The sequence below is a fragment of the Flavobacterium lacustre genome, from assembly GCF_027474525.2.
GTDB lineage: Bacteria > Bacteroidota > Bacteroidia > Flavobacteriales > Flavobacteriaceae > Flavobacterium > Flavobacterium lacustre.
In genome coordinates, this window is record NZ_CP114882.2 from 2,494,879 (window position 1) to 2,519,099 (window position 24,221).

Here is a 24,221-nt window from a genome sequence, read left to right on the forward strand (position 1 = left end):
TTCACTTTTTTAATTAATTTTCTAAAAAATCACTTGCAAATACAATTTCTAAATGTATATTTGCACTCACAATTAGGGCGATTAGCTCAGCTGGTTCAGAGCACCTCGTTTACACCGAGGGGGTCGGGGGTTCGAACCCCTCATCGCCCACCATAATTATAAACCTTCAAAATTATCTGATTTTGGAGGTTTTTTTATTTCAAATAGTTATGGACTTTGTAGTATACATTTTATTAAGCGCAACCAAGAATAGATTTTATGTTGGATTCACTTCTAATTTAGAAGAAAGACTCGTTAGGCATAATCAAAAAAGCAAAGGCTTTACTGGAAATGTAAACGACTGGAAAGTTGTTCATGTCGAAAACTATCAAACTAAAGAATTAGCTCACAAGAGAGAATTACAAATTAAATCTTGGAAAAGTAGAATTAAGATTCAAGAATTAATCTCAAAAAAAAGAGTAGCTCAGCGGGTCCAGAGCATTCCGATTTTCATCGGAAGCGGTCGGGGGTTCGAACCCCTCATCGCCCACAGTAGTACCAATGACCTTAGATTATTTTAAGGTCATTTTTTTTGCTTCATATCGAACCAATAACCATCACAAAATCAAGTACTTGATTCGATTTTAAATCTATATCGCCCACAAAAAACTCCATTAGAAATAATGGAGTTTTTTTTATGCTTAATCGTTAAATAATCAATTCCATCAATTTTATTTAAAAAAAAATCCTCAAAGATTGAGGATTTTTTCAGGTATTTAATTTGGTTTTTGGAATTTATTATTGGTTTAGAATTTAAATTGCAAGAAAATTTCATTCGTATTTTTGGCGCTTGCCAAAGTTGGTCTGGTACTCATTTCATAAGCAAACCCAAAAATGAAGCGATTGTTAATGGTAATATTGGCCATTGCAGCATACGCTTTATCGGTTCTGTACATTCCACCAATTTCAAGATTGTTTTCTATTTGTAACATAGTATTCAAATCTACAGACATTGGAGCACCATTGACGTAACGCACCATTACAGAAGGTTTCAATTTCAATGAAGAATTTAAATCAAAATCATAACCACTGCTTAAATAGGCGTGTGGTCTATCTGTAGCAACAGTAGCATAACCATTTTCGTTTTTAGCTCTTTCTGTATTTAATAGTCGAGGAAGTGATAGGGAAACGAAGAATTTATCATTTTTCAAAACAGCACCAACACCTACATTTGGATTAAAACTATGAATAGAGTTTAGAGCAGGATCTGCTTGCATATTGTAAGTTTCTAAACCAGCAGTGTTGACATCATAGAAATTCCCGGCAGCTTTCAATCCAAGATATAAGTCAAAAGTTTCATTCATCTTTACTTTATAAGAGAAATCAATTCCAACAAAAGTTTGTTTTTCGATGAAAGTTCTGTCATTTACTACTGACATACCAAACCCAAGATTATTTCCTAAAGGTGTACCAAATGATACCGCTTGAGTTTTTGGCGCACTTTCAATTCCTGTCCATTGTGTGCGAATAGAACTAGTTCCAAGAGTTTCTTTATCCATACCAACATAGGCTGGATTGACCATATTCATATGATATTTATAAAAGGAGAAAGTACTTTCTTGTTGGGCAAAAAGAGTACTACTCATTACAAATAGTAGAACAGTTAGTATATAATTATAATTACGTTTTTTCATTTTATCTTTTCTTAGTCAATTATTTTGTTATGTATATCCAGCCTTGTAAGTCAATTGTACCTTTTCCTTCAATATCTATTTGATAATAGTAAGCTGAAGTTTCCGGTAGTGATTGGTCTTTGTTTTTGTAATGTCCATCCCAATCATTTTGATAGTTTTTAGCAAAGAAAACTTCAGAACCCCAACGGTTAAATACGCGAACAGTTAAATTTGGATATTGCTCAGTATTGTAAATCATCCAAGTATCGTTTATACCATCACCATTTGGAGTAATAGCTTGTGAGACATTTAATGATAAATCACATACATCACCTTTACCATCATGATCTCTGTCAGCTTGATCTGTATTTGGAGTTAATGGACAATTATCCAATGTGTCTAATATTCCATCGTTGTCATCATCATCATCACAAGTATCACCTATGCCATCATTGTCGTTATCAGATTGGTTTTGGTTTGCTTTGAATGGGCAGTTGTCAACTCCATTGCTAATTCCATCATTATCACAATCAGCATTATCCCAAATTGAGCTTGGTGTTAAAGTTTGACTTGCTGCAAGGTAGCTACATGTATTTTTTGGATTAGTACCGTCTGTTTTTTCTTTTCCATCAGTTACACCGTCACCATCCGTATCAGGATTATTAGGGTTTGTACCGTCTAACTTTTCTTGTTTGTTGTTAACACCATCATTATCACAATCGGTAGTTTCCCATGCAGAAGAAGGAGTTTCAGTTTGGCTTGCTATAAGATAATCACAATTATCAGTAGCATCTGTACCGTCTGTTTTCTCTTTATCATCAGTTACACCATCACCATCCGTATCAGGATTATTAGGATCAGTACCGTCTAACTTTTCTTGTTTATTGGTTATACTGTCGTTATCACAATCGGCAGATTCCCAAGCAGCATTTGGCACTCCAGTTTGACTAGCTGTAAGATAATCACAATTATCAGTAGCATCTGTACCGTCTGTTTTCTCTTTATCATCAGTTACACCGTCACCATCTGTATCAGGATTTTTAGGATCAGTACCGTCTAACTTTTCTTGTTTGTTGGTTATACCGTCGTTATCACAATCGGCAGATTCCCAAGCAGCATTTGGCACTCCAGTTTGACTAGCTGTAAGATAATCACAATTATCAGTAGCATCTGTACCGTCTGTTTTCTCTTTATCATCAGTTACACCATCACCATCCGTATCAGGATTATTAGGATCAGTACCGTCTGTTTTCTCTTGTTTGTTGGTTATACCGTCGTTATCACAATCGGCAGATTCCCAAGCAGCATTTGGTACTCCAGTTTGACTAGCTGTAAGATAATCACAATTATCAGTAGCATCTGTACCGTCTGTTTTCTCTTTATCATCAGTTACACCGTCACCATCTGTATCAGGATTATTAGGATTAGTACCGTCTGTTTTCTCTTGTTTGTTGGTTATACCGTCGTTATCACAATCGGCAGATTCCCAAGCAGCATTTGGCACTCCAGTTTGACTAGCTGTAAGATAATCACAATTATCAGTAGCATCTGTACCGTCTGTTTTCTCTTTATCATCAGTTACACCGTCACCATCTGTATCAGGATTTTTAGGATCAGTACCGTCTAACTTTTCTTGTTTGTTGGTTATACCGTCGTTATCACAATCGGCAGATTCCCAAGCAGCATTTGGCACTCCAGTTTGACTAGCTGTAAGATAATCACAATTATCAGTAGCATCTGTACCGTCTGTTTTCTCTTTATCATCAGTTACACCGTCACCATCTGTATCAGGATTTTTAGGATCAGTACCGTCTAACTTTTCTTGTTTGTTGGTTATACCGTCGTTATCACAATCGGCAGATTCCCAAGCAGAAGAAGGAACTAACGTAATACTTGTTGCTGTGAAAGAACAGTTGTCATCAGGGTTTGTGTTATCGGTAACTTCAGTTCCATTAGCCACACCATCACCATCGCAATCTAAATCATTCCAAGAAGAAGTTAATGCTATTGTGAAATTTTTAATAATTGAACATCCATTTACATCAGTAATTGTACAACTGTAATTTCCGGCAGTTAAACCTGTTGCAGTTGATCCAGTTCCACCAGAAGGAGACCAAGAATAGGTATAAGAACCAGTTCCGCCAGAAAGAGTAACAGATGCACTACCGTCTGATGCACCATTACATGAAATGTTTATTTGTGATGTGGTAGCTGTAATAGAAGTAGGTTGAGTGATAGTAAAGTTTCTTGTTGCAGTACATCCGTTGGCGTCTGTAACTGTTACTGTATAACTACCAGCAGAAAGTCCAGTAGCAGTAGCAGCAGTTCCCCCCGAAGGCGCCCAAGAATAGGTATAAGAACCTGCTCCACCCGAAGGAGTTACAGATGCAGTTCCATTCGAACCACCATTACAAGCTACATTTGTTTGAGAAGCTGTAGCGGTACTGATTGCAGTAGGTTGAGTGATAGTAAAGTTTCTTGTTGCGGTACATCCGTTGGCGTCTGTAACTGTTACCGTATAACTACCAGCAGAAAGTCCAGTAGCAGTAGCAGCAGTTCCACCCGAAGGCGCCCAAGAATAGGTATAAGAACCTGCTCCTCCCGAAGGAGTTACAGATGCTGTTCCATTAGAACCACCATTACAAGCTACGTTCGTTTGAGAAGCTGTAGCAGTACTGATTGCAGTAGGTTGAGTGATAGTAAAGTTTCTTGTTGCAGTACATCCGTTGGCGTCTGTAACCGTTACTGTATAACTACCCGCAGAAAGTCCAGTAGCAGTAGCAGCAGTTCCACCCGAAGGCGACCAAGAATAGGTATATGAACCTGCTCCACCCGAAGGCGTTACAGATGCTGTTCCATTAGAACCACCATTACAAGCTACGTTCGTTTGAGAAGCTGTAGCGGTACTGATTGCAGTAGGTTGAGTAATAGTAAAGTTTCTTGTTGAAGTACATCCGTTGGCGTCTGTAACCGTTACCGTATAACTACCAGCAGAAAGTCCAGTAGCAGTAGCAGCAGTTCCACCCGAAGGCGACCAAGAATAGGTATAAGAACCTGCTCCTCCCGAAGGAGTTACAGATGCAGTTCCATTCGAACCACCATTACAAGCTACATTTGTTTGAGAAGCTGTAGCAGTACTGATTGCAGTAGGTTGAGTGATAGTAAAGTTTCTTGTTGCAGTACATCCGTTGGCGTCTGTAACCGTTACCGTATAACTACCAGCAGAAAGTCCAGTAGCAGTAGCAGCAGTTCCACCCGAAGGCGCCCAAGAATAGGTATAAGAACCTGCTCCTCCCGAAGGAGTTACAGATGCTGTTCCATTCGAACCACCATTACAAGCTACATTTGTTTGAGAAGCTGTAGCAGTACTGATTGCAGTAGGTTGAGTAATAGTAAAGTTTCTTGTTGCGGTACATCCGTTGGCGTCTGTAACTGTTACCGTATAACTACCAGCAGAAAGTCCAGTAGCAGTAGCAGCAGTTCCACCCGAAGGCGCCCAAGAATAGGTATAAGAACCTGCTCCTCCCGAAGGAGTTACAGATGCTGTTCCATTCGAACCACCATTACAAGCTACATTTGTTTGAGAAGCTGTAGCAGTACTGATTGCAGTAGGTTGAGTAATAGTAAAGTTTTTAGTAATAGAGTTTAGATTAGCGTCTGTAACCGTTACTGTATAACTACCAGCAGAAAGTCCAGTAGCAGTAGCAGCTGTTCCACCAGAAGGCGACCAAGAATAAGTGTAAGGCCCTGTTCCTCCAGAGGCAACAACAGATGCGCTACCGTTGCTACCAGCAAAACAAGATATGTTTGTCTGAGATGTACTTGCTGTTAATGGAGTACTATCATTATCTGAAATATTACCCGTACCTGTTTTGTTACCAATATTTAGTATCAAAGTTTCAGTCGATTCAATTGCACTATCATCGATTGTATTAGCTGTAATTGTAAAAGAGCTAACACCACCTGGTACTGTAATTGTTCCGTCACCATTATTGATTACTCCATTTGAAAATGTAAATGTGGCATTGTAATCAGATCCATTTATAGCAGTTCCTCCATATGTAAAAACAAATGTTTGTGGATTTCCTGTAGTTGTTGCTGAAGATAAAGTGACGTTATATACTAAGTTTTGACCTTCTGTAACGGTTGATGTGCTTAAACTTACTGAAGAAGGTTGTGGGGAATTTAATAGTTCTGCATTAAGAGCATCAAGTAATCCATTGGTTGCAGCATTTCCTGCTCTGTTTTCTCCATCAATAAAAATAAAGCTTGATGCATATGCTTTTAGTCCCAAAGTTGTACTTGTATTAGATGTACTTCCTCCAACTATATTATAAGTTTGACTTAAACCGTAAGGAATAGTATAATCTTGACCTGCATCAAAAATAAACCCAAATACTTGAACAGTTGATCCCGTAGTCTCTCTCCAGTTAAGAGCACCTGTCAATGAAAACGAAGTTCCATTAGCTAAATAAAAAGTTAAGGTTCCTGATAAGTCGTTTCCTTGTGTACCTCCAAAAGACCCAGAATAGGGTTGGCTAAAACTAATTCTATTTATGCCAATAGAAGATAAATTATCAATTATATTCGCCTGATTAGTATTAGACCCTTGAGTACCTATGTATCCCTTAGAAAAAGTCAAACTAACATTTTGAGCGTTTAAGGAATAACTACTTGATAAAGAGAAAAATAACACAGCGAAAAATAATAATATTTTTTTGCTATAAAATGTATTGTTTTGATTGCATTTTATAAGCTGATCTAGTAAGTAATTTTTTATTTTCATAAAATAATTTTAGTTAAAATTTTTGTTGTGCATCACATGCAAAAGTAGAACTCATTGCATTCAATTTACTTGAAATAAGCCTTTACAATGTCCAATTTTGAAAAAAACAGGACAACGTTTTCAGATTTTAAGCAGACTAAAAGAATAAAATTGTTTGTTCATGAAACATTTTGGGAGGTATTTTTGTTTGACAATTTATTATTTTAGAATAATTAATTGTCAAACTTAAGTTGTTTATTACTTTGTTAACAATCAAAGTATTAATGCATTAAAATAAGTGACTGATATTTTAAAAAGAAGGTGTTTTTGGAGAAAATATACAATTGAAAAGGACTTTTTTATAAACAAAAAAAAACGTTTTTTTTTTGTATCGTTTATAAAATCATAAATTGTGATTAGCCAAAATTAATTTAAGGTCAAAGCACCCAGAATTTCTTCTGACAAAAAAGGACCTCCGGGATAATTAGCGGTATAATCTAAATTCATCCAAACCTGACCACGTTCATCAATGTGATAATGTAGTTTTTGATTGTGGCTTTCCTTTACAAATAATTCATTTTTAATCAAATAATTTACTTTTTCTAAATCATTCATGGAACCAATCAAAATTTCCGGATAAATATGGCCTTTAGTATGAATCAGGCGAGGAGTTCCGCCAATAGCTCTAACTGCCGCTGCCATAAGAATAGAATGATCGTCACAATCTCCGGAGAAATAAAGGAGTGATTCGCTTGCTGTGGCGATATAATCGCCTTCTTTTGGATCATTTACATAATTCCAACGGTGGTTTATTTCTTTGAAAACAGCAAAACATTGAATTATGGTTCGGTAATCCGAATAGCCTTTAAGGTTCTTAAAATGTTTAGAAGTCGCCATAATAGCGAAGTTTCTCACCTTCGGATTTTGGTATTCAATAGAGCTGATTATTTCGGATTTATTAGGAAACGGAAGCAGTTTGGCAATAATTATATCTTGAGGATAAGGATTGTCGGACATGGTATAGACCATAGAATTATAATCTTCGAAAACGCTGTTAAACCCATAATTTCCTATTACGGTTCCGTAGAATAAAATCAGGAAATAAATGGCTAAACAAACGATGATTATAGTACGCAACGATAGTAGAACAAAATGAATTACCGCTAATAAAACCAAAAACAAAAAAATACGATCAATATTAAAAGGCCAATTCGGATTGATGATGTTTTGATGTAATATGATAAAAATGGGAAACGCAATTAACAGATTTAGAAAAAAAATAATAATATGATCCCAAGGTTTTTTAACCTGAAGTTGCATCTTTATTTTTTTAAAATCAATTTTCTTAGGTTGTGTCATAGTTCAAAAAAGCAGAACGCTATACCGTTTTTACAATTTTAGTAAAAGTACTTTTTTTATCAATAATACCCAGCGCTAATAATTGAATTTGAAGTTTGTTTAACACTTTTTGTGATAAAGATTTTTGAAACCATTCCGTAAAGCAATTTTTAATTCTTAGGGAAACGTTTTTATAATATAAAGGTTGTTGTTTTTACGATTTAGCCCTGATCGAAACGGCATCCTTTTGTGCTCTTTTTTGAGCACAAAAGATACAGTGTAGAGCAGGAATCAGCTCCTGAAATTACACATTAATGTCCTTGAAATTGCGTAATCGGGCATACCGAATCATATTTGTAAACGCTTCTTGATCCAGTTTTGGTATTTCTAAAATAGAGTTTAACAAAGTGGTGTCATATTCGTTGGCAGTTGTTGTAAAATAAGGCTTCAAATGCTTCCCAATACTTTCGTAATACAATTTTTCGATGGTGTTTTTGTATTTGAAATCGAGTGTGTTTTGAATCAAAGTAAAATTGGTGTATCCTACTTCTTTCATGATTAATTGCAATCCTTTTGCAATATTGAAACTTGTATCGTTTACAATATTAAGTTGCTCAATATCATCTCTTTCAAAAGTGTTTACAATGATTTTTGCGACATAATCAACTGGAATAATGTTCAAGCCGGTTTCTTCATTGATGATAAAACGTACATTTTCTTGTTCATTTTTTCTTTGAGCTGTAAAGTGAAAGAATTTTGCCAAAAGATAAAAAACCATATATTTCTGGATGAAATAAGTGCTTTCGTTTCCTAACATTTTACCTCCAATAACGCTCGGACGCAATATTTGAAAAGGCAATCCCAGTTTTTTACATTGCTCAGCTATGAAATTTTCGGAATGAAATTTAGCGCCTTCGTAGGCATTGCGATGTTCCGGAGTAAAATCTAAATTATGAAAATCATTGTCAATAAGTCCTTTTCGGATACCGGATGAAAATGCGGTGCCAATGTAAATGAACTTTTTTATAAAAGGGTGAAAAGTATTGAAAATGGCTTTTGTAATTTTGGCATTTTCATCAAATATTTTCTCTTTTTGGTCTTCATCTGTAGATAAATTCACGTATCCGGCAGAATGAATGAAATAAGCATCTTGTATTTTTTCTGAAAAAGTATCCTGAATATCGGCCAAATCAGAATCGATTATTTCTAGATATTCGTGCAGATTTTCGAGTCCTTTGTCTTTTAAAATTTTAGGCGTATAATCGCTCGATAAAAGTTCGTTTATTCGGTCCAGAGCTGAATTTTTCCCTTTGTTTCGCGCAATTATAAAAAGGGTATTTTTGCTGTTTTTTTGTATAAAAAGTTCCAGAATTTCATACATAATATGAGAACCCAAAACGCCTGTAGCACCTGTAAGTATTATCTTCATTATAGTTTTGTTCTAAAAGCAAAGGTAGTTTTAAAAAAACTAAGTTTTTATTTAAAGTTAATCTCTCTTTATAAAACTAATTTTCCGCTAATTTGTCCAGCGTATAGGCAATTAATGCATCAACTGCTTTGTACGGATCTTCGCTAAAAGTTCCCGAAGCACGATTTGCAATGATAGCATTCATAGAAAGTGCCTGATGACCAAGCAAAAGCGAAAGTCCATAAATGGCTCCTGTTTCCATTTCGAGATTAGTAATTCGGGTCCCTTCAAAATTAAAAGTGTCCATTTTATTGTTCAACGTTTCATCTTGAATATTCAAACGCAAAATGCGCCCTTGCGGACCATAAAAACCTCCGGCGGTTGCTGTAATTCCTTTGTGAATTTGGTGGCTTTCAATCTTTTTTTCTAATGCAGAAGAACACGCAATTACATATGGTTTTCCTTTTTTTAAATCCCAATTGGTATGTTTTATAAAAGCATCTTCCATTGCTGGATTCGAAATTTCGTCAATCAAATAGGAGCGAAGCATATTGTCTAAACCCAACCCGAATTTTGCCATCACAAAACTATCCACAGGAATATCAGCATGTAAGGAGCCGGAAGTTCCAATTCGGATTATATTTAATGAAGTCAGATTTTCTTTTGGTTTCCGGGTTTCTAAATCAATATTAACCAAAGCATCCAATTCATTCATCACAATATCAATATTATCCGGACCAATTCCCGTTGACATAACCGTAATTCGTTTGCCTTTGAAAATTCCGGTTTGCGTTTTGAATTCTCTTTTTTGCGTCGAAAATTCAATGCTGTCAAAAAACTGTGTAATTTTCTCCACCCGATTTTGATCGCCTACAAAAATAATGTCGCGAGCAATATGTTCGGGTTTCAAATTCAAATGGTAAACGCTTCCGTCTGGATTAAGTATTAATTCTGATGATTGTATCATTGTTTTTATATTTAAGGTTTAAAAGTTGCTCAACGGAACACTTTTTAGCCTCCGACACGTTTTACTTTAAAGCCTTTTTCTTTTAGAATAGTCATGATTTTATCGCGATAATCACCTTGAATGATAATAGACTCCTCTTTGAAAGTGCCACCAACACTCAGTTTAGTCTTGATTTCTTTGGCAAGAATTTTAAAATCTTCATCAGTGCCTTCGTAGCCTTCAATTATAGTGGTTGCTTTTCCTTTTCGTTTTTCGAATTTGCAAATCATAGGTTCTTTTTGAACGTATAATTCGTGAGCCACTTCTTCAATTGCTTCTTCCGGTGATGGTTCGTGGTCTGGAAATAGGTTTTTTAATTGGTCTTGTAAATCCATAGTTTTGAAATTAATTTTATTTTGAAACCTGTAAGAAATTAAGGTTTACAGAGAGAAATATAACTTAATTCTCTTTATTTCTTATTGGTAAAAACAAAAAGACATTGAGCATTTGCTCCATGTCTTTTATGAATTATTGCAATTTTAAGCGTTATTTTTTTATTAAACCCAAATCAACCAAACGCTCATATAAATAAGCTCCAGCGGTTATATCTTCGAATTTTTTAGGGTTTTCTGCATCAATACAGTTTGCTAAACAATCTAATTTCATATCACTTACCGGATGCATAAAAAATGGAATCGAATATCGTGAAGTTCCCCATAATTCTCTCGGAGGATTTACCACTTGATGAATCGTAGATTTCAGTTTGTTATTTGTATGTCTGGATAACATATCGCCCACATTAATTACTAATTCATCCGATTCTGCGATAGCGTCAATCCATTCTCCATTATGATTTTGAACTTGAAGTCCTTTTCCTTGGGCACCCATCAACAAAGTAATTAAATTGATATCGCCGTGAGCCGCTGCGCGAATTGCATTTGCGGGCTCAGAAGTAATAGGAGGATAATGAATTGGTCTTAAAATAGAATTTCCGTCTTTGGCATATTCGTCAAAATAAAATTCATCTAAACCAAGGTGTAATGCCAAAGCTCTTAGAACATAAACACCAGTTTTTTCCAGCATTTGATACGCCTCTTTTCCCACATTGTTAAAACGCGGTAATTCTTTTACTTCAACATTTTCAGGGTATTCCGAAGCATATTTGGAGTCTTCAGAAACATATTGTCCAAAATGCCAAAATTCCTTCAAATCTCCTTCTTTTCGGCCTTTGGCATGTTCGGTTCCAAAAGAAACATAGCCTCTTTGACCGCCAATTCCTGGAATTTCATAACTGCGTTTTGTTTCTAATGGCAAAGCGAAAAACTGTCTAATTTCGCTATACAATTCATCAACCAATTGGTCGTCTAAAAAATGCCCTTTGAGTGCTACGAAGCCAATGTCTTCAAAAGCACTTCCGATTTCATTTACAAATTTTTGTTTACGTTCCGGGTCAACCGAAAGGAAATCACGCAAGTCTACACTAGGAATGTTTTGCATATTATATTTTTTGATACTTTAGAAGCCTATAAAACTTCCTTTTACAAATGTAAAGAATATTTTTAAATGAGATTTTTTAAATACGTTTCTAAAATAAAATAATATAACAAAAAATACCAAAACTGTTATATTTTTTTATCTTTGAAGCATTCTATAAAAGCATCCAAAATGAATTTTGACAGAAAAAATCTTAGCGACGAGAAATTATTAGATTTATACAAAAGACTCCTTAAACCAAGGCTTATAGAGGAAAAAATGTTGATACTGATTCGTCAGGGAAAAGTATCTAAATGGTTTTCTGGTATCGGTCAAGAAGCAATTTCTGTTGGTGTTACAGCCGTTTTAGATTCAGATGAATATATTTTGCCAATGCATCGAAACTTGGCTGTATTTACAGGACGAAATATTCCTTTGTACCGTCTTTTTTCGCAATGGCAAGGCAAAGCCAATGGTTTTACCAAAGGACGCGATCGCAGTTTTCATTTTGGAACCCAACAATATAAAATCATTGGGATGATTTCCCATTTGGGACCGCAATTAGGCGTTGCTGACGGAATTGCATTAGCCAATAAATTGCAGAAAAATGGCAAAATAACAGCGGTTTTCACAGGAGAAGGCGCAACAAGCGAAGGTGATTTTCATGAAGCTTTGAATATTGCTTCAGTTTGGGAGTTACCGGTTATGTTCGTAATAGAAAATAATGGATATGGACTTTCGACGCCCACAAATGAGCAATACCGTTGTGAAAATCTGGCCGACAAAGGAATAGGCTACGGAATAGAAAGTCATATAATTGATGGAAATAATATTCTGGAAGTATATCATTTATTGTCAGAATTAAAAGCTTCAATGATCGAAAAACCGCGTCCAGTTTTATTAGAATTTAAAACCTTTAGAATGCGTGGTCACGAAGAGGCGAGTGGTACTAAATATGTTCCGCAAGAGCTTATGGACATGTGGGCTATAAAAGATCCAGTGAATAATTACTTCAATTATTTAACCGAAAACGGAATTCTTACTGCCGAATTTGATTTGGCTTTACGAACAGAAATTAAAAAGGAAATTGATGAAAGTTTGGCTTTGGCCAATGAAGAACCTGAAATCGAGGCTTCTTACAATGAAGAATTGAATGATGTATACAAACCATTTAAATTTGAGTTAGTTAAGCCAAATTCAGTCTCAGAAAATATCCGTTTAATAGACGCTATTTCTACCAGTTTGAAACAATCAATGGAGCGTCATGAAAACCTGGTTATTATGGGGCAAGATATCGCAGAATATGGTGGTGCTTTCAAAATCACAGATGGTTTTGTGGCACAGTTTGGTAAAGAACGTGTTCGCAATACGCCAATTTGTGAGAGCGCAGTCGTTTCGGCAGGAATGGGTTTGTCTATCAATGGATACAAAGCAATTGTTGAAATGCAGTTTGCTGATTTTGTTTCTACAGGTTTTAATCCAATAGTCAATTTATTAGCTAAATCACATTATCGTTGGTTAGAAAAAGCCGATGTTGTGGTTCGGATGCCTTGTGGTGGCGGAACGCAAGCGGGGCCTTTTCATTCACAGACAAATGAAGCTTGGTTTACCAAAACGCCAGGTTTAAAAGTCGTTTATCCGGCATTTCCTTATGATGCTAAAGGCTTGTTGAATTCGGCTATTAATGATCCAAATCCAGTATTGTTTTTTGAACACAAACAATTGTACCGAAGCATTTATCAAGATGTTCCAACCGATTATTATACTTTACCATTAGGGAAAGCAGCTTTGTTGAAAGAAGGAAACGATGTTACAATTATATCTTTTGGGGCGGCAGTGCATTGGGCTTTAGAAACTTTGGAAAAAAATACTGAAATTTCAGCTGATTTACTTGATTTGAGAACTTTACAACCATTAGACACCGAAGCCATTTTTGTCTCGGTTAAGAAAACAGGAAGAGCAATTATTTATCAGGAAGACTCTATGTTTGGTGGTGTTGCCAGTGATATTTCGGCATTAATTATGGAAAACTGTTTTCAATATCTTGATGCGCCTGTAAAACGTGTAGCCAGTTTAGACAGTCCGATTCCTTTTACAAAAGCACTGGAAGACCAGTATTTGCCGAAGGGCAGGTTTGAAAAAGCACTTATTGATTTAATTGCCTATTGAATAAAAATAGTTGTATTGCAATTTGGGTTTTATAGTTTCATAATTTAATTTTGGAAAATTATTTTTATAACATTACTCCATCCGGAATGAAACCTTTAAGAGAAAAGTTACTGATAAAAGACGCCACAATCAATAAAGTACAGTTTGATACCGAATGGTTTTACAAGTTAGACGATATGGCTTTTTATTTAAAGGAAGATTTGTCTGAAGTTGAATTTGTTTATTTATCAATGCTGATTGAAGGTGAAAAAGAAGTTGTAAAATGTGCCACATTTGAAGATATTATAAGAGGCCGAAAAGAATTATAAATAAAAAAGGAGACAAAAAATTGTCTCCTTTTTTATGCAAAATCTTACCGATTACTCAGCTTTGCTTTTTCCTTGATTATATCACTAATTTTTCGGTTTTCAATTTTGCTTTCGAGCCAAGAGATAATATCCAAGTATAAAAACGCTCTTTTTTCATACGTGTTTTTTTCTAATTCGATAAAACGTTCTTTCATTTTAACGAATTCTTTCTTGATATCGCTTGGATAAATTGAATTTAAATTTTTCATAAACCGAATGATTTCTTTCTGCACTTCATGCAAATCATTCATTTTCAGTAAGAATTTATACGTATTCTTTAATTGGTTTTCTAAATAATAGTCTTTCCCCAATTCGTAATGAGCAATCAAACACAAAATGCGGGCAAAACACATTAAATCTTCTCGCATGGAGAGATTTTTGTTGTTTATTATTTTTTCTAAATAGAATATGGTTTCTTCGTATTTTTCGTTTCCAAAATAAATACAGGCAATTTTGTAAAAAAACATCATCTCGTGATGCTCATCAAGATGCTCATTATGTATTTTCAGTTTGTTTAAAACTTCCGGAATCAGGTATTCGCTTTCGGCAAAAGTTCCTTCAAGAATGTGGTAGTTTAATTTGTTATTATACAAATACAAAAATGATAACGAAGCGATATTATCATTTACCGGAAATCGGGGGTCGTTGATGGTTTCTTCTAATAAAACTAAATATTTCTTGAAATTCGATTTGTATTTCAGCATAAATAAAGATTCTAACAGGTATTGATTTCCTTTAAGGAAAAACACCGGATTTAGAAAAATCATGTTGGGGTTATCATAAAAAAGAGTTACCCATTTATATGCATATTTATAGCTGGCCAAAAAGTCCTGCACCAAAAAACTATGCCACAAATTAGCGTTATAGAACCAATATTTTTCTCGAAAGCCAAATTTATTCTCATCGAATTTGGCAATGTGTTTGTTGAAATATTCGTCAATATATTTGTATTCTTCATCACTTTTTACATAGCCCGTTTTGAGCATAATGCCATATAATTGCAGTGATAAATTTGATAATTTACTCGAAATGGTGTTGCGATAATTGAGTTCTTTGGCCTGAATAACTAATTCATCCGCGCGCCCTTGAATACTTCGGGTGATGTATTGCGATTCGATTAGTTTTTCGAATTCAACAATCTCATAAGCCATTAGCTTTTCGTCATTTTCCAAAGCCAGGATTTTAGTTTTATCTAGTATTTTTAAACTTTGTTTATAAAGTCCTTTATTGTAGAGTATTGCGGCAAAATCAATTTGTTCCCGTAGTTGATATCGTATGTTTTGACTTGGAATATTCAAACGGATACTTACCAATATTTGTTTGTATAAATAGGATTTCAGGTTCGATAATTGCACTTTTTTGATAATACCACTTTTCAAAATAATTTTCTCATCATAGACTTCGGATTTGTCTAAAATGTTGAATAATTCTATAAATTTTGTATTTGAACTCGTTTCTAATCGGCTTGCAAAAATCTTGAATTGTCTTTTTTCAGATTTTGAAAGTGATTTAATCAGTACAAATAAGAAATCTTTTTGATGGTTAGCCATTGTAAAATAAATCGTTGTAAATCGTTGTTTATTAGTGTTTTATAAGTTTTTTGTATGCCTTATAAGCAGTATATTCCATTAAAATGGTTTTTGTAATACAGTAATGAAATCTATTTTTGTTTAGAGATGTGAAATTACATTAAATAAATGAAAATGAATAGAGAGAAAGTTCAAATTTTTGACACCACTTTAAGAGATGGCGAACAGGTCCCAGGATGTAAATTAGATACAAACCAAAAACTTGTTATTGCCAATCGTCTCGACGAAATGGGTGTTGATATTATAGAGGCTGGTTTTCCTGTTTCGAGTCCAGGTGATTTTTTATCCGTTTCAGAAATCAGTAAAATAGTTAAAAACGCAACTGTTTGTGGTCTTACAAGAGCGGTTAAAAACGATATTGATGTTGCTGCAGCTGCACTAAAGCATGCAAAAAAACCTAGAATTCATACCGGAATTGGTACTTCAAATTCACACATTGTACACAAACTTAATACAACAAGAGAGGATGTTATTGCCAGAGCAAAATTTGCCGTGGCTCATGCTAAATCATATGTTGAAGATGTAGAATTCTATGCTGAAGATGCTGGTAGAACAGAAAATGATTTTTTAGCACGAGTTTGTGAAGAAGTTATTAAATCAGGAGCTACCGTATTAAATATTCCTGATACAACCGGATATTGTTTGCCTGAAGAATATGGTGCTAAAATTAAATATTTAAAAGAAAACGTAAAAGGAATCGAAAACGTAATCATTTCTTGTCATTGTCATAATGATTTAGGAATGGCAACAGCGAATTCTATTGCAGGTGCTGTAAATGGTGCAAGACAAATTGAGTGTACTATAAATGGAATAGGAGAAAGAGCCGGAAACACTGCACTTGAAGAAGTGGTAATGATTTTCAAACAACATCCTTATTTGAATTTAGACACTAATATTAATACGAGACAATTAAACGAGATGAGTCGTTTGGTTTCTGAAAGTATGGGAATGATGGTGCAACCCAATAAAGCTATTGTGGGTGCTAATGCTTTTGCACACAGTTCAGGAATTCACCAAGATGGTGTGATTAAAAACAGAGCTACATACGAAATAATGGATCCGTTGGAAGTTGGTGTTAATGAATCTTCTATTATTTTGACTGCCAGGAGTGGTAGAGCTGCATTAGCGTACAGAGCTAAAAAAGTAGGATATGAGTTGACAAAAGTACAATTGGATATCATTTACGTCGAGTTTTTGAAGTTTGCAGATATTAAAAAAGAAGTATTAGATGAAGATATTCATCAAATTATCGAAGCCTGCAAAATGTATAGTGAAGTAACAAGAAGTTAATTCGGTTTTTAAAGTATAAGTTTTAGTATAAAATCATATTAAAAAAACAACAATCATGAACTTAAAAATAGCAGTACTTTCGGGAGATGGGATAGGACCAGAGGTTATTTTGCAAGCAAAAAAAGCTTTGTATGCGATAGGAGTAGTGTATGATCATGAGTTTGTTTTTGAAGATGCGCTGATTGGTGCTATTGCTATCGAAAAAACAGGAAATCCGTTACCGGAACAAACTTTAAATCTTTGTTTGAACACGCATGCAGTTTTGTTTGGAGCCATTGGTGATCCAATGTATGATAACGATCCAACTGCTAAAATTCGTCCAGAATTAGGCTTGTTGAAACTAAGAAAAGAATTGGGTTTATTTGCTAATATTAGACCAATCAAAGCGTATCCTAAATTAATGGATTCTTCTCCAATAAAGAAAGAAGTTTTACAAGGAACTGATTTTATAGTTTATAGAGAATTGAATGGCGGAATGTATTTTGGTGACAAAACCACAAATGAAGAAGGAACATATGCTTCTGATTTGTGTGAATATAATGAAGAAGAAATTACAAAAATTACCCATTTAGCTTTCAAAGCAGCACAAGGTAGACGTAAGAAAGTTACCTTAGTTGATAAAGCTAATGTATTAGAAACATCTCGGTTGTGGAGAAAAGTAGTTACTAATATTGCTAAAGAATATCCGGATGTTACGTTAAACTTCTTGTATGTTGACAATGCGGCAATGCAAATTATTTCGAATCCAAGACAGTTTGACATTTTATTAACCGATAATCTTTTTGGAGATATTCTTTCTGACGAAGCGAGCGTTATTTCGGGTTCTATTGGGTTAATGGCTTCGGCATCTTTAGGAGAAAAACATTCTCTTTTTGAGCCAATTCACGGTTGTTACACAGAGGCAAAAGATAAAAATATTGCAAATCCAATTGCAGCAATACTTTCGGTGGCGTTGTTGCTAGAGCATTTTGGACTTACAACAGAATCTAAAAAAGTTATTAAAGCTGTAGAAAGAGCTATTATTACTCAAGTGGTTACTGTAGATTTAAAAGTAAATTCACAATTTGGAACGAATGAAGTGGGTGATTTTATTTCAAATTATATAATGAACGAAGGTGATTTATATTTTAAAAAGGATTTTGTTCAAATAGGACAATCGACTATTGTTTAAAATAGTTAAAAAGCATTTATAATTGAATGCCAAAATAATGAGATTATGTTTTTGTAGTGGTATTAGTTTTTATACTTTTACACCACAATTAAACCAAAAATGCTAATCTCAAATATTATTTCTTCAATTATTAATGTCAGTGTGGTTATCACATGTGCAGGGGAAATGGTATAGATATAATTAAAAAATATTTAAAACCTCCCAAATCAATTTGGGAGGTTTTTTTTTAGAAAGAATTTAAAACATACAAACATAAATACAATGGAATTAAATAAATACAGCAAAACCATAACACAAGACCAAACTCAACCTGCGGCACAAGCAATGCTTTATGGAATTGGATTAACAGAAGAGGATTTAAATAAAGCGCAAGTAGGAATTGTCAGCATGGGTTACGAAGGAAATACATGTAACATGCACTTGAATGATCTTGCCAAAGATGTCAAGCAAGGTGTTTGGGACGCGGATTTAGTTGGATTGATTTTTAATACTATTGGAGTAAGCGACGGAATTTCAAATGGAACTGAAGGAATGCGTTTTTCATTGGTTTCTCGCGATGTAATTGCTGATTCTATCGAAACAGTTATGGGAGCACAATGGTATGATGGTTTAATTGCCGTTCCAGGTTGTGATAAAAATATGCCTGGAGCATTAATCGCAATGGGGAGAGTAAATCGTCCTTCTATTATGGTTTATGGAGGAACAATCAATTCCGGAAGATGGAAAGGGGAACACCTGAACATTGTATCTGCTTTTGAAGCATTGGGAAAAAAATTCCAAAAAACTATTTCTGACGAAGATTTTAAAGGAGTTATAAAAAATTCTTGCCCTGGTCCGGGAGCTTGCGGTGGAATGTATACAGCCAATACAATGTCATCTGCCATTGAAGCATTGGGAATGAGTTTGCCTTATAGTTCCTCAAACCCGGCTTTGAGTGAAGACAAAAAACAAGAATGTGTTGATGCCGGTAAAGCCATCAGAATATTATTGGAAAAAGACATCAAGCCTAGAGATATTATGACTCGTAAAGCTTTTGAAAATGCCATTACAATTGTTGCCGTTTTAGGAGGTTCTACCAATGCAGTTATGCATTTAATTGCTATGGCGCATGCAGTAGATATCGAGATTACATTGAAAGATTTTCAAGAGATAAGTGATAAAACACCTGTACTTGCCGACTTGAAACCAAGTGGTAAATATATGATGGAAGATTTACATGCTGTTGGAGGTGTTCCTGCGGTAATGAAATATTTATTGAAAGAAGGATATATTCATGGAGAATGTTTGACTGTAACCGGAAAAACAATCGCTGAAAATTTAGCTAATGTTCCTGATTTACAAGATGGTCAAGAAGTAATTCATGAAATTCAAAAAGCTTTAAAATCAACTGGAAATATTCAAATTTTATACGGAAACTTAGCTTCAGAAGGATGTGTGGCTAAAATTAGCGGAAAAGAAGGAGAATATTTTGAAGGACCTGCTGTTGTTTTCGAAAGTGAATTTACAGTTATTCCAGGAATTCAAAGTGGTTTAGTAAAACCAGGCGATGTAGTCGTCATCAGGTATTGTGGTCCAAAAGGTGGTCCGGGAATGCCTGAAATGTTAAAACCAACATCTGCTATTATGGGAGCTGGATTAGGAAGTAGTGTTGCTTTGATTACAGATGGTAGATTCTCTGGAGGTTCACATGGTTTTGTGGTAGGACACGTAACGCCAGAAGCTTATGACGGAGGTGGTTTAGCATTTGTTGAAGATGGTGATTTAATTACTATTGATGCTGTTAAAAACACCATTAATTTGAAAATATCTGATGAAGAATTCGCTAAAAGAAAAGCAGCTTGGGTTCAACCGGCTTTGAAAGCGACAAAAGGGGTTTTATTGAAATATGCAAGATCGGTCTCCAGTGCTTCAACAGGATGTGTGACCGACAAGTAATTTCAAAAATCAATGTCAATGCTATTGCAAAATTGACATTAGCTTAAATAACAAATAATGAAAAATAATAAAATATCAGGTGCTGAAGCAATTATCAGATGCTTACTAGCAGAAGGAGTAGATTTGGTTTATGGATATCCCGGAGGTGCTATAATGCCAGTTTATGACGAATTATATAAATTTAAAGATGAATTGCATCATGTATTAGTTCGTCACGAACAAGGTGCTACTCATGCTGCTCAAGGTTTTGCCAGAGCTACAGGAAAAGTAGGCGTTGCCATTGCAACGTCGGGTCCGGGAGCAACAAATTTGGTCACAGGAATTGCAGATGCTCAAATAGATTCTACTCCAATGGTTTGTATAACAGGACAGGTTGGGAAACATTTATTGGGTTCAGATGCGTTTCAGGAAACGGATATTATCGGGATTTCGACACCGGTTACCAAATGGAATTATCAAATTACTGAAGCTCATGAAATTCCTGAAATTATTGCAAAAGCGTTCTTTATTGCGCGCTCAGGTCGTCCAGGTCCAGTATTGATTGATATTACCAAAAATGCTCAATTCGATGAAATTGAATTTAGCTATAAAAAATGCACCAGCATTAGAAGTTACAATCCGAAGCCAACGCTAAATCTTGAAAAAGTGGCAGAAGCGGCAGCATTAATTAATAATGCTAAAAAACCATATATCATTTTTGGACAAGGAATTATTCTTGGGGAAGCCGAAGAACAATTAAAAGCATTAGTAGAAAAATCAGGAATTCCGGCAGCTTGGACTATTTTAGGACTTTCGGCTTTGCCAACAGATCATCCGCTAAATGTGGGTATGTTAGGAATGCACGGGAATTACGGACCTAATTTATTGACTAACGAATGTGATGTTTTGATAGCACTCGGAATGCGTTTTGATGACCGTGTAACCGGAAATCTGGCTACGTATGCGAAACAAGCCAAAGTGATTCATTTTGAAATTGATCCGGCCGAAATTGATAAAAATGTAAAAACAACAGTAGCTGTTTTGGCAGATGTTAAAGAATCATTGAATGCGTTGCTTCCGCTTATCGAAAGTAAAACACATGAATCTTGGCACAACGAATTCAAAGAAAAATACAAAATAGAATTAGATGCAGTTATCAACGAGGAATTAAAACCAACAAACGGTGGAATTTCTATGGGAGAAACTATCGAAATGATTAACAAACACTCGAATGGGGATGCGATAATGGTTTCGGACGTAGGACAACACCAGATGTTTACTTGTCGATACTCTAAATTTAATTCCACTAAAAGTAACATTACTTCCGGAGGTTTAGGAACTATGGGATTTGCTTTACCAGCAGCTATCGGTGCTAAAATGGGAATGCCGGATCGTGAAGTGGTTGCTATCATTGGCGATGGAGGTTTTCAAATGACAATTCAAGAATTGGGAACTATTTTTCAAACTAAAGTTCCAGTGAAAATTGTGGTCTTGAATAATGAGTTTTTAGGAATGGTACGTCAATGGCAACAGTTGTTTTTTGACAAAAGATATGCATCTACTGAGATGATCAATCCAAACTTTATAGCGATTGCCGAAGGGTATTATATCAAATCTAAAAAAGTGACCAAAAGAGAAGATTTAGATGCTGCAGTAGCTGAAATGATGGCTTCAAAAGAATCATATTTCCTTGAAGTTATGGTTGAAAAAGAAAACAATGTATTCCCAATGATTCCAACAGGAGCTTCGGTTTCGGATATGCGATTAAGTTAATATTATGGAAAATAAAACATTCACCATTTCTGTTTATTCAGAAAACAACGTTGGCTTATTAAACAGAATATCAGGAATATTCTTGAAACGCCATATCAATATTTTGAGTTTAAATGTATCCGAATCTGAAATCGAAAATGTTTCGAGATTCATCATTGTGGTAGATACCACTGAAAAATGGGTACAAAACATTGTGGGTCAAATCGAAAAGCAAATCGAAGTCATCAAAGCATTTTATCATATTGATGAAGAAACGATTTTTTTGGAAAGTGCAATATTCAAAATAGAATCCAGCTTATTATTTGACGAAAGACAAATTCAAAATATCATCAAAGAAAGCCATTCAGAAATCGTAACGGTTTCCAGAGACTTTTTTGTGATATCAAAATCAGGAAGACGTTCCGAAATAGACGAATTACACTCCAAATTAAAACCTTTCGGAATCATGCAGTTTGTGCGTTCAGGAAGAATATCGGTTTCTAAATCAAAAATGGAAATCTCATCATTATTAGAAGAATTAAAATCATAAATTAAATATTAGAAAATGGCAAATTATTTCAATTCATTACCACTTAGATTACAATTAGAACAATTAGGCGTTTGCGAATTCATGGATCAATCTGAATTTGCTAATGGTATTGAAGCTTTAGCTGGTAAAAAAGTAGTTATCGTAGGTTGTGGAGCTCAAGGTTTAAACCAAGGTTTGAACATGAGAGATTCAGGTTTAGATATTTCTTATGCATTACGTGCGGAAGCTATTCAAGAAAAAAGAGCTTCTTACATGAACGCTGCTGATAATGGTTTCAAAGTGGGAACTTATGAAGAATTAATCCCAACAGCTGATTTGGTTTGTAACCTTACGCCAGACAAGCAACATACTGCTGTAGTGACAGCAATTATGCCTTTAATGAAACAAGGTTCAACTTTGGCTTACTCACACGGTTTTAATATCGTTGAAGAAGGAATGCAAATTCGTAAAGACATCACTGTAATTATGTGTGCTCCTAAATGTCCGGGATCTGAAGTTCGTGAAGAATATAAAAGAGGTTTTGGTGTACCAACATTAATCGCGGTTCACCCTGAAAATGATCCAAACGGAACAGGTTTCGACCAAGCAAAAGCATATGCAGTTGCTACAGGTGGACATAAAGCAGGAGTTTTGAACTCTTCATTTGTTGCCGAAGTAAAATCGGATTTAATGGGAGAGCAAACTATTCTTTGTGGAATGTTGCAAACAGGTTCTATCTTGTGTTTTGACAAAATGGTTGAAAAAGGAATCGAACCAGCTTATGCATCAAAATTAATTCAATATGGTTGGGAAACTGTAACTGAAGCTTTGAAACATGGTGGAATTACCAATATGATGGATCGTTTGAACAATCCTTCAAAAATTAAAGCTTTTGAATTAGCCGAAGAATTAAAAGATATTATGCGTCCTTTATTCCAAAAACATCAAGACGACATCATTTCTGGAGAATTTTCAAGAAACATGATGATTGACTGGGCTAATAATGATGTTAATTTATTGACTTGGAGAGCTGCAACTGCAGAAACTAACTTCGAAAAAACAGCACCAACAGCAGCTCATATTTCGGAGCAAGAATATTTTGACAATGGTGTTTTAATGATTGCTATGGTTAAAGCCGGAGTAGAATTAGCATTCGAAACAATGACACAATCAGGAATCATTGAAGAATCTGCTTACTACGAATCATTACATGAATTGCCTTTGATTGCTAATACTGTAGCAAGAAAAAAATTATATGAAATGAACAGAATCATTTCGGATACAGCAGAATATGGTTGTTATTTATTTGATCATGCTTGTAAACCGTTATTGACAGATTTCATGAAAACTATTGATACAAACGTAATTGGAAAATCTTTTTCTGCTACAAATGGTGTTGATAACGCACTTCTTATTGCAGTAAACAAAAGTATTCGTCAACACCCTATTGAAGAAGTAGGTGAGTGGTTGAGAGAATCGATGACTGCAATGAAAAAAATTGGATAAATATAAAATTCAGGAATTACCACACATGAGGGTGTGTTGGAGTTTGCATTATATCATAAATAAGGTCTCGTAATATTTTGAATTAGTTAAAACGTATTAAAGATAAAACGATATTGATGCATATTACATTCACTTAACTTCAAACTACTATTTAGCATAAGTTAAGTGAAGTAATTCCCTAATAAACAGGTACTATTTTATAGAATTTAATGTAAAATATAGTTGCTTGTACTGTTATATATTTTAGGTATAAAACGAATTGTTGTTAAATTTTGTTAAAATTAAAGGTGAGGTAGAAATTTCTATTTCACCTTTTTTTATGTGGATATCTCAATTTTTTGACACTGTGGGTTGAATTAAATTCATTGAAAG

17 protein-coding genes and 1 tRNA gene are annotated in these 24,221 nt (G+C 34.8%); 10 read left to right on the forward strand and 8 right to left on the reverse strand.

Going from position 1 to position 24,221, the window contains the following annotated elements; translation table 11 throughout:
- Nucleotides 1–75 precede the first annotated feature (75 nt).
- Both O6P34_RS10830 and O6P34_RS10835 read left to right on the forward strand, forming a co-directional pair.
- Nucleotides 76–153: transfer RNA gene (locus O6P34_RS10830), tRNA-Val, on the forward strand.
- 56 nt (nt 154–209) lie between these two features.
- A complete protein-coding gene (locus O6P34_RS10835; protein WP_269684521.1) occupies nt 210–560 on the forward strand; it encodes a GIY-YIG nuclease family protein in 351 nt (116 codons plus the stop codon).
- 225 nt (nt 561–785) lie between these two features.
- Here O6P34_RS10835 and O6P34_RS10840 read toward each other — a convergent pair whose 3' ends face one another.
- From O6P34_RS10840 to O6P34_RS10870, 7 genes are all read right to left on the reverse strand, one after another.
- On the reverse strand, nt 786–1,673 hold the full coding sequence (locus O6P34_RS10840; RefSeq protein ID WP_269684522.1) for a PorP/SprF family type IX secretion system membrane protein: 888 nt from the start codon (nt 1,671–1,673) through the stop codon (nt 786–788).
- Between the two features lie 19 nt (nt 1,674–1,692).
- Nucleotides 1,693–6,294 (reverse strand): T9SS type B sorting domain-containing protein, encoded by a 4,602-nt coding sequence (locus tag O6P34_RS10845; protein ID WP_281324523.1) that lies wholly within the window; start codon nt 6,292–6,294, stop codon nt 1,693–1,695.
- A gap of 549 nt (nt 6,295–6,843) precedes the next feature.
- A complete protein-coding gene (locus tag O6P34_RS10850) occupies nt 6,844–7,776 on the reverse strand; it encodes a transglutaminase-like domain-containing protein (RefSeq protein ID WP_269684524.1) in 933 nt (310 codons plus the stop codon).
- Nucleotides 7,777–8,059: 283 nt separating this feature from the next.
- The gene (locus O6P34_RS10855) at nt 8,060–9,184 is read right to left on the reverse strand and encodes an SDR family oxidoreductase (RefSeq protein ID WP_269684525.1); all 1,125 of its coding nucleotides are present in this window, start codon (nt 9,182–9,184) and stop codon (nt 8,060–8,062) included.
- 76 nt (nt 9,185–9,260) lie between these two features.
- Complete coding sequence (locus tag O6P34_RS10860; RefSeq protein ID WP_269684526.1) at nt 9,261–10,130, reverse strand: nucleoside phosphorylase; 870 nt, start codon at nt 10,128–10,130, stop codon at nt 9,261–9,263.
- Between the two features lie 44 nt (nt 10,131–10,174).
- A complete protein-coding gene (locus tag O6P34_RS10865) occupies nt 10,175–10,504 on the reverse strand; it encodes a translation initiation factor (protein WP_269684527.1) in 330 nt (109 codons plus the stop codon).
- Between the two features lie 151 nt (nt 10,505–10,655).
- The gene (locus tag O6P34_RS10870) at nt 10,656–11,606 is read right to left on the reverse strand and encodes an isopenicillin N synthase family dioxygenase (protein WP_269684528.1); all 951 of its coding nucleotides are present in this window, start codon (nt 11,604–11,606) and stop codon (nt 10,656–10,658) included.
- 168 nt (nt 11,607–11,774) lie between these two features.
- Between O6P34_RS10870 and O6P34_RS10875 the strand changes: the two genes are divergently transcribed.
- Nucleotides 11,775–13,751, forward strand: a complete 1,977-nt coding sequence (locus O6P34_RS10875) for an alpha-ketoacid dehydrogenase subunit alpha/beta (protein WP_269684529.1) — start codon at nt 11,775–11,777, stop codon at nt 13,749–13,751.
- Nucleotides 13,752–13,801: 50 nt separating this feature from the next.
- On the forward strand, nt 13,802–14,059 hold the full coding sequence (locus tag O6P34_RS10880) for a hypothetical protein (protein WP_269684530.1): 258 nt from the start codon (nt 13,802–13,804) through the stop codon (nt 14,057–14,059).
- Nucleotides 14,060–14,103: 44 nt separating this feature from the next.
- Here the strand turns inward: O6P34_RS10880 and O6P34_RS10885 are convergent, their stop codons facing one another.
- Nucleotides 14,104–15,648 carry a hypothetical protein gene (locus O6P34_RS10885; protein ID WP_269684531.1) on the reverse strand — a complete coding sequence of 515 codons (1,545 nt, stop codon included), beginning with the start codon at nt 15,646–15,648 and terminating at the stop codon, nt 14,104–14,106.
- Between the two features lie 153 nt (nt 15,649–15,801).
- On the opposite strand from O6P34_RS10885, the gene O6P34_RS10890 reads away from it, so the two are divergent.
- The 6 genes from O6P34_RS10890 (at nt 15,802) to ilvC (ending at nt 23,849) form a co-directional block, all read left to right on the forward strand.
- Complete coding sequence (locus O6P34_RS10890; RefSeq protein WP_269684532.1) at nt 15,802–16,977, forward strand: 2-isopropylmalate synthase; 1,176 nt, start codon at nt 15,802–15,804, stop codon at nt 16,975–16,977.
- A 55-nt stretch (nt 16,978–17,032) separates the two neighbouring features.
- Nucleotides 17,033–18,148: a 3-isopropylmalate dehydrogenase gene (gene leuB / locus O6P34_RS10895; RefSeq protein WP_269684533.1), complete on the forward strand. Its 1,116-nt coding sequence runs from the start codon at nt 17,033–17,035 to the stop codon at nt 18,146–18,148.
- Between the two features lie 261 nt (nt 18,149–18,409).
- Nucleotides 18,410–20,083 carry a dihydroxy-acid dehydratase gene (ilvD, locus tag O6P34_RS10900; protein ID WP_269684534.1) on the forward strand — a complete coding sequence of 558 codons (1,674 nt, stop codon included), beginning with the start codon at nt 18,410–18,412 and terminating at the stop codon, nt 20,081–20,083.
- 57 nt (nt 20,084–20,140) lie between these two features.
- Nucleotides 20,141–21,835 (forward strand): biosynthetic-type acetolactate synthase large subunit, encoded by a 1,695-nt coding sequence (ilvB, locus tag O6P34_RS10905; protein ID WP_269684535.1) that lies wholly within the window; start codon nt 20,141–20,143, stop codon nt 21,833–21,835.
- Nucleotides 21,836–21,839: 4 nt separating this feature from the next.
- Nucleotides 21,840–22,364, forward strand: coding sequence for an acetolactate synthase small subunit (gene ilvN, locus O6P34_RS10910; RefSeq protein ID WP_269684536.1), 525 nt, complete (start codon nt 21,840–21,842; stop codon nt 22,362–22,364).
- 15 nt (nt 22,365–22,379) lie between these two features.
- The gene (gene ilvC / locus O6P34_RS10915; protein ID WP_269684537.1) at nt 22,380–23,849 is read left to right on the forward strand and encodes a ketol-acid reductoisomerase; all 1,470 of its coding nucleotides are present in this window, start codon (nt 22,380–22,382) and stop codon (nt 23,847–23,849) included.
- Nucleotides 23,850–24,221 lie beyond the last annotated feature (372 nt).

Excerpts from the sequence above, each read along its gene's own strand:
- O6P34_RS10850 (WP_269684524.1), bottom strand. The coding sequence starts at position 7,776 with ATGACACAACCTAAGAAAATTGATTTTAAAAAAATAAAGATGCAACTT.
- O6P34_RS10885 (WP_269684531.1), bottom strand. The coding sequence starts at position 15,648 with ATGGCTAACCATCAAAAAGATTTCTTATTTGTACTGATTAAATCACTT.
- ilvC (WP_269684537.1), top strand. The coding sequence starts at position 22,380 with ATGGCAAATTATTTCAATTCATTACCACTTAGATTACAATTAGAACAA.
- O6P34_RS10840 (WP_269684522.1), bottom strand. The coding sequence starts at position 1,673 with ATGAAAAAACGTAATTATAATTATATACTAACTGTTCTACTATTTGTA.
- leuB (WP_269684533.1), top strand. The coding sequence starts at position 17,033 with ATGAACTTAAAAATAGCAGTACTTTCGGGAGATGGGATAGGACCAGAG.
- O6P34_RS10860 (WP_269684526.1), bottom strand. The coding sequence starts at position 10,130 with ATGATACAATCATCAGAATTAATACTTAATCCAGACGGAAGCGTTTAC.
- ilvD (WP_269684534.1), top strand. The coding sequence starts at position 18,410 with ATGGAATTAAATAAATACAGCAAAACCATAACACAAGACCAAACTCAA.
- ilvN (WP_269684536.1), top strand. The coding sequence starts at position 21,840 with ATGGAAAATAAAACATTCACCATTTCTGTTTATTCAGAAAACAACGTT.
- O6P34_RS10865 (WP_269684527.1), bottom strand. The coding sequence starts at position 10,504 with ATGGATTTACAAGACCAATTAAAAAACCTATTTCCAGACCACGAACCA.
- O6P34_RS10870 (WP_269684528.1), bottom strand. The coding sequence starts at position 11,606 with ATGCAAAACATTCCTAGTGTAGACTTGCGTGATTTCCTTTCGGTTGAC.
- O6P34_RS10890 (WP_269684532.1), top strand. The coding sequence starts at position 15,802 with ATGAATAGAGAGAAAGTTCAAATTTTTGACACCACTTTAAGAGATGGC.
- ilvB (WP_269684535.1), top strand. The coding sequence starts at position 20,141 with ATGAAAAATAATAAAATATCAGGTGCTGAAGCAATTATCAGATGCTTA.
- O6P34_RS10835 (WP_269684521.1), top strand. The coding sequence starts at position 210 with ATGGACTTTGTAGTATACATTTTATTAAGCGCAACCAAGAATAGATTT.
- O6P34_RS10855 (WP_269684525.1), bottom strand. The coding sequence starts at position 9,184 with ATGAAGATAATACTTACAGGTGCTACAGGCGTTTTGGGTTCTCATATT.
- O6P34_RS10875 (WP_269684529.1), top strand. The coding sequence starts at position 11,775 with ATGAATTTTGACAGAAAAAATCTTAGCGACGAGAAATTATTAGATTTA.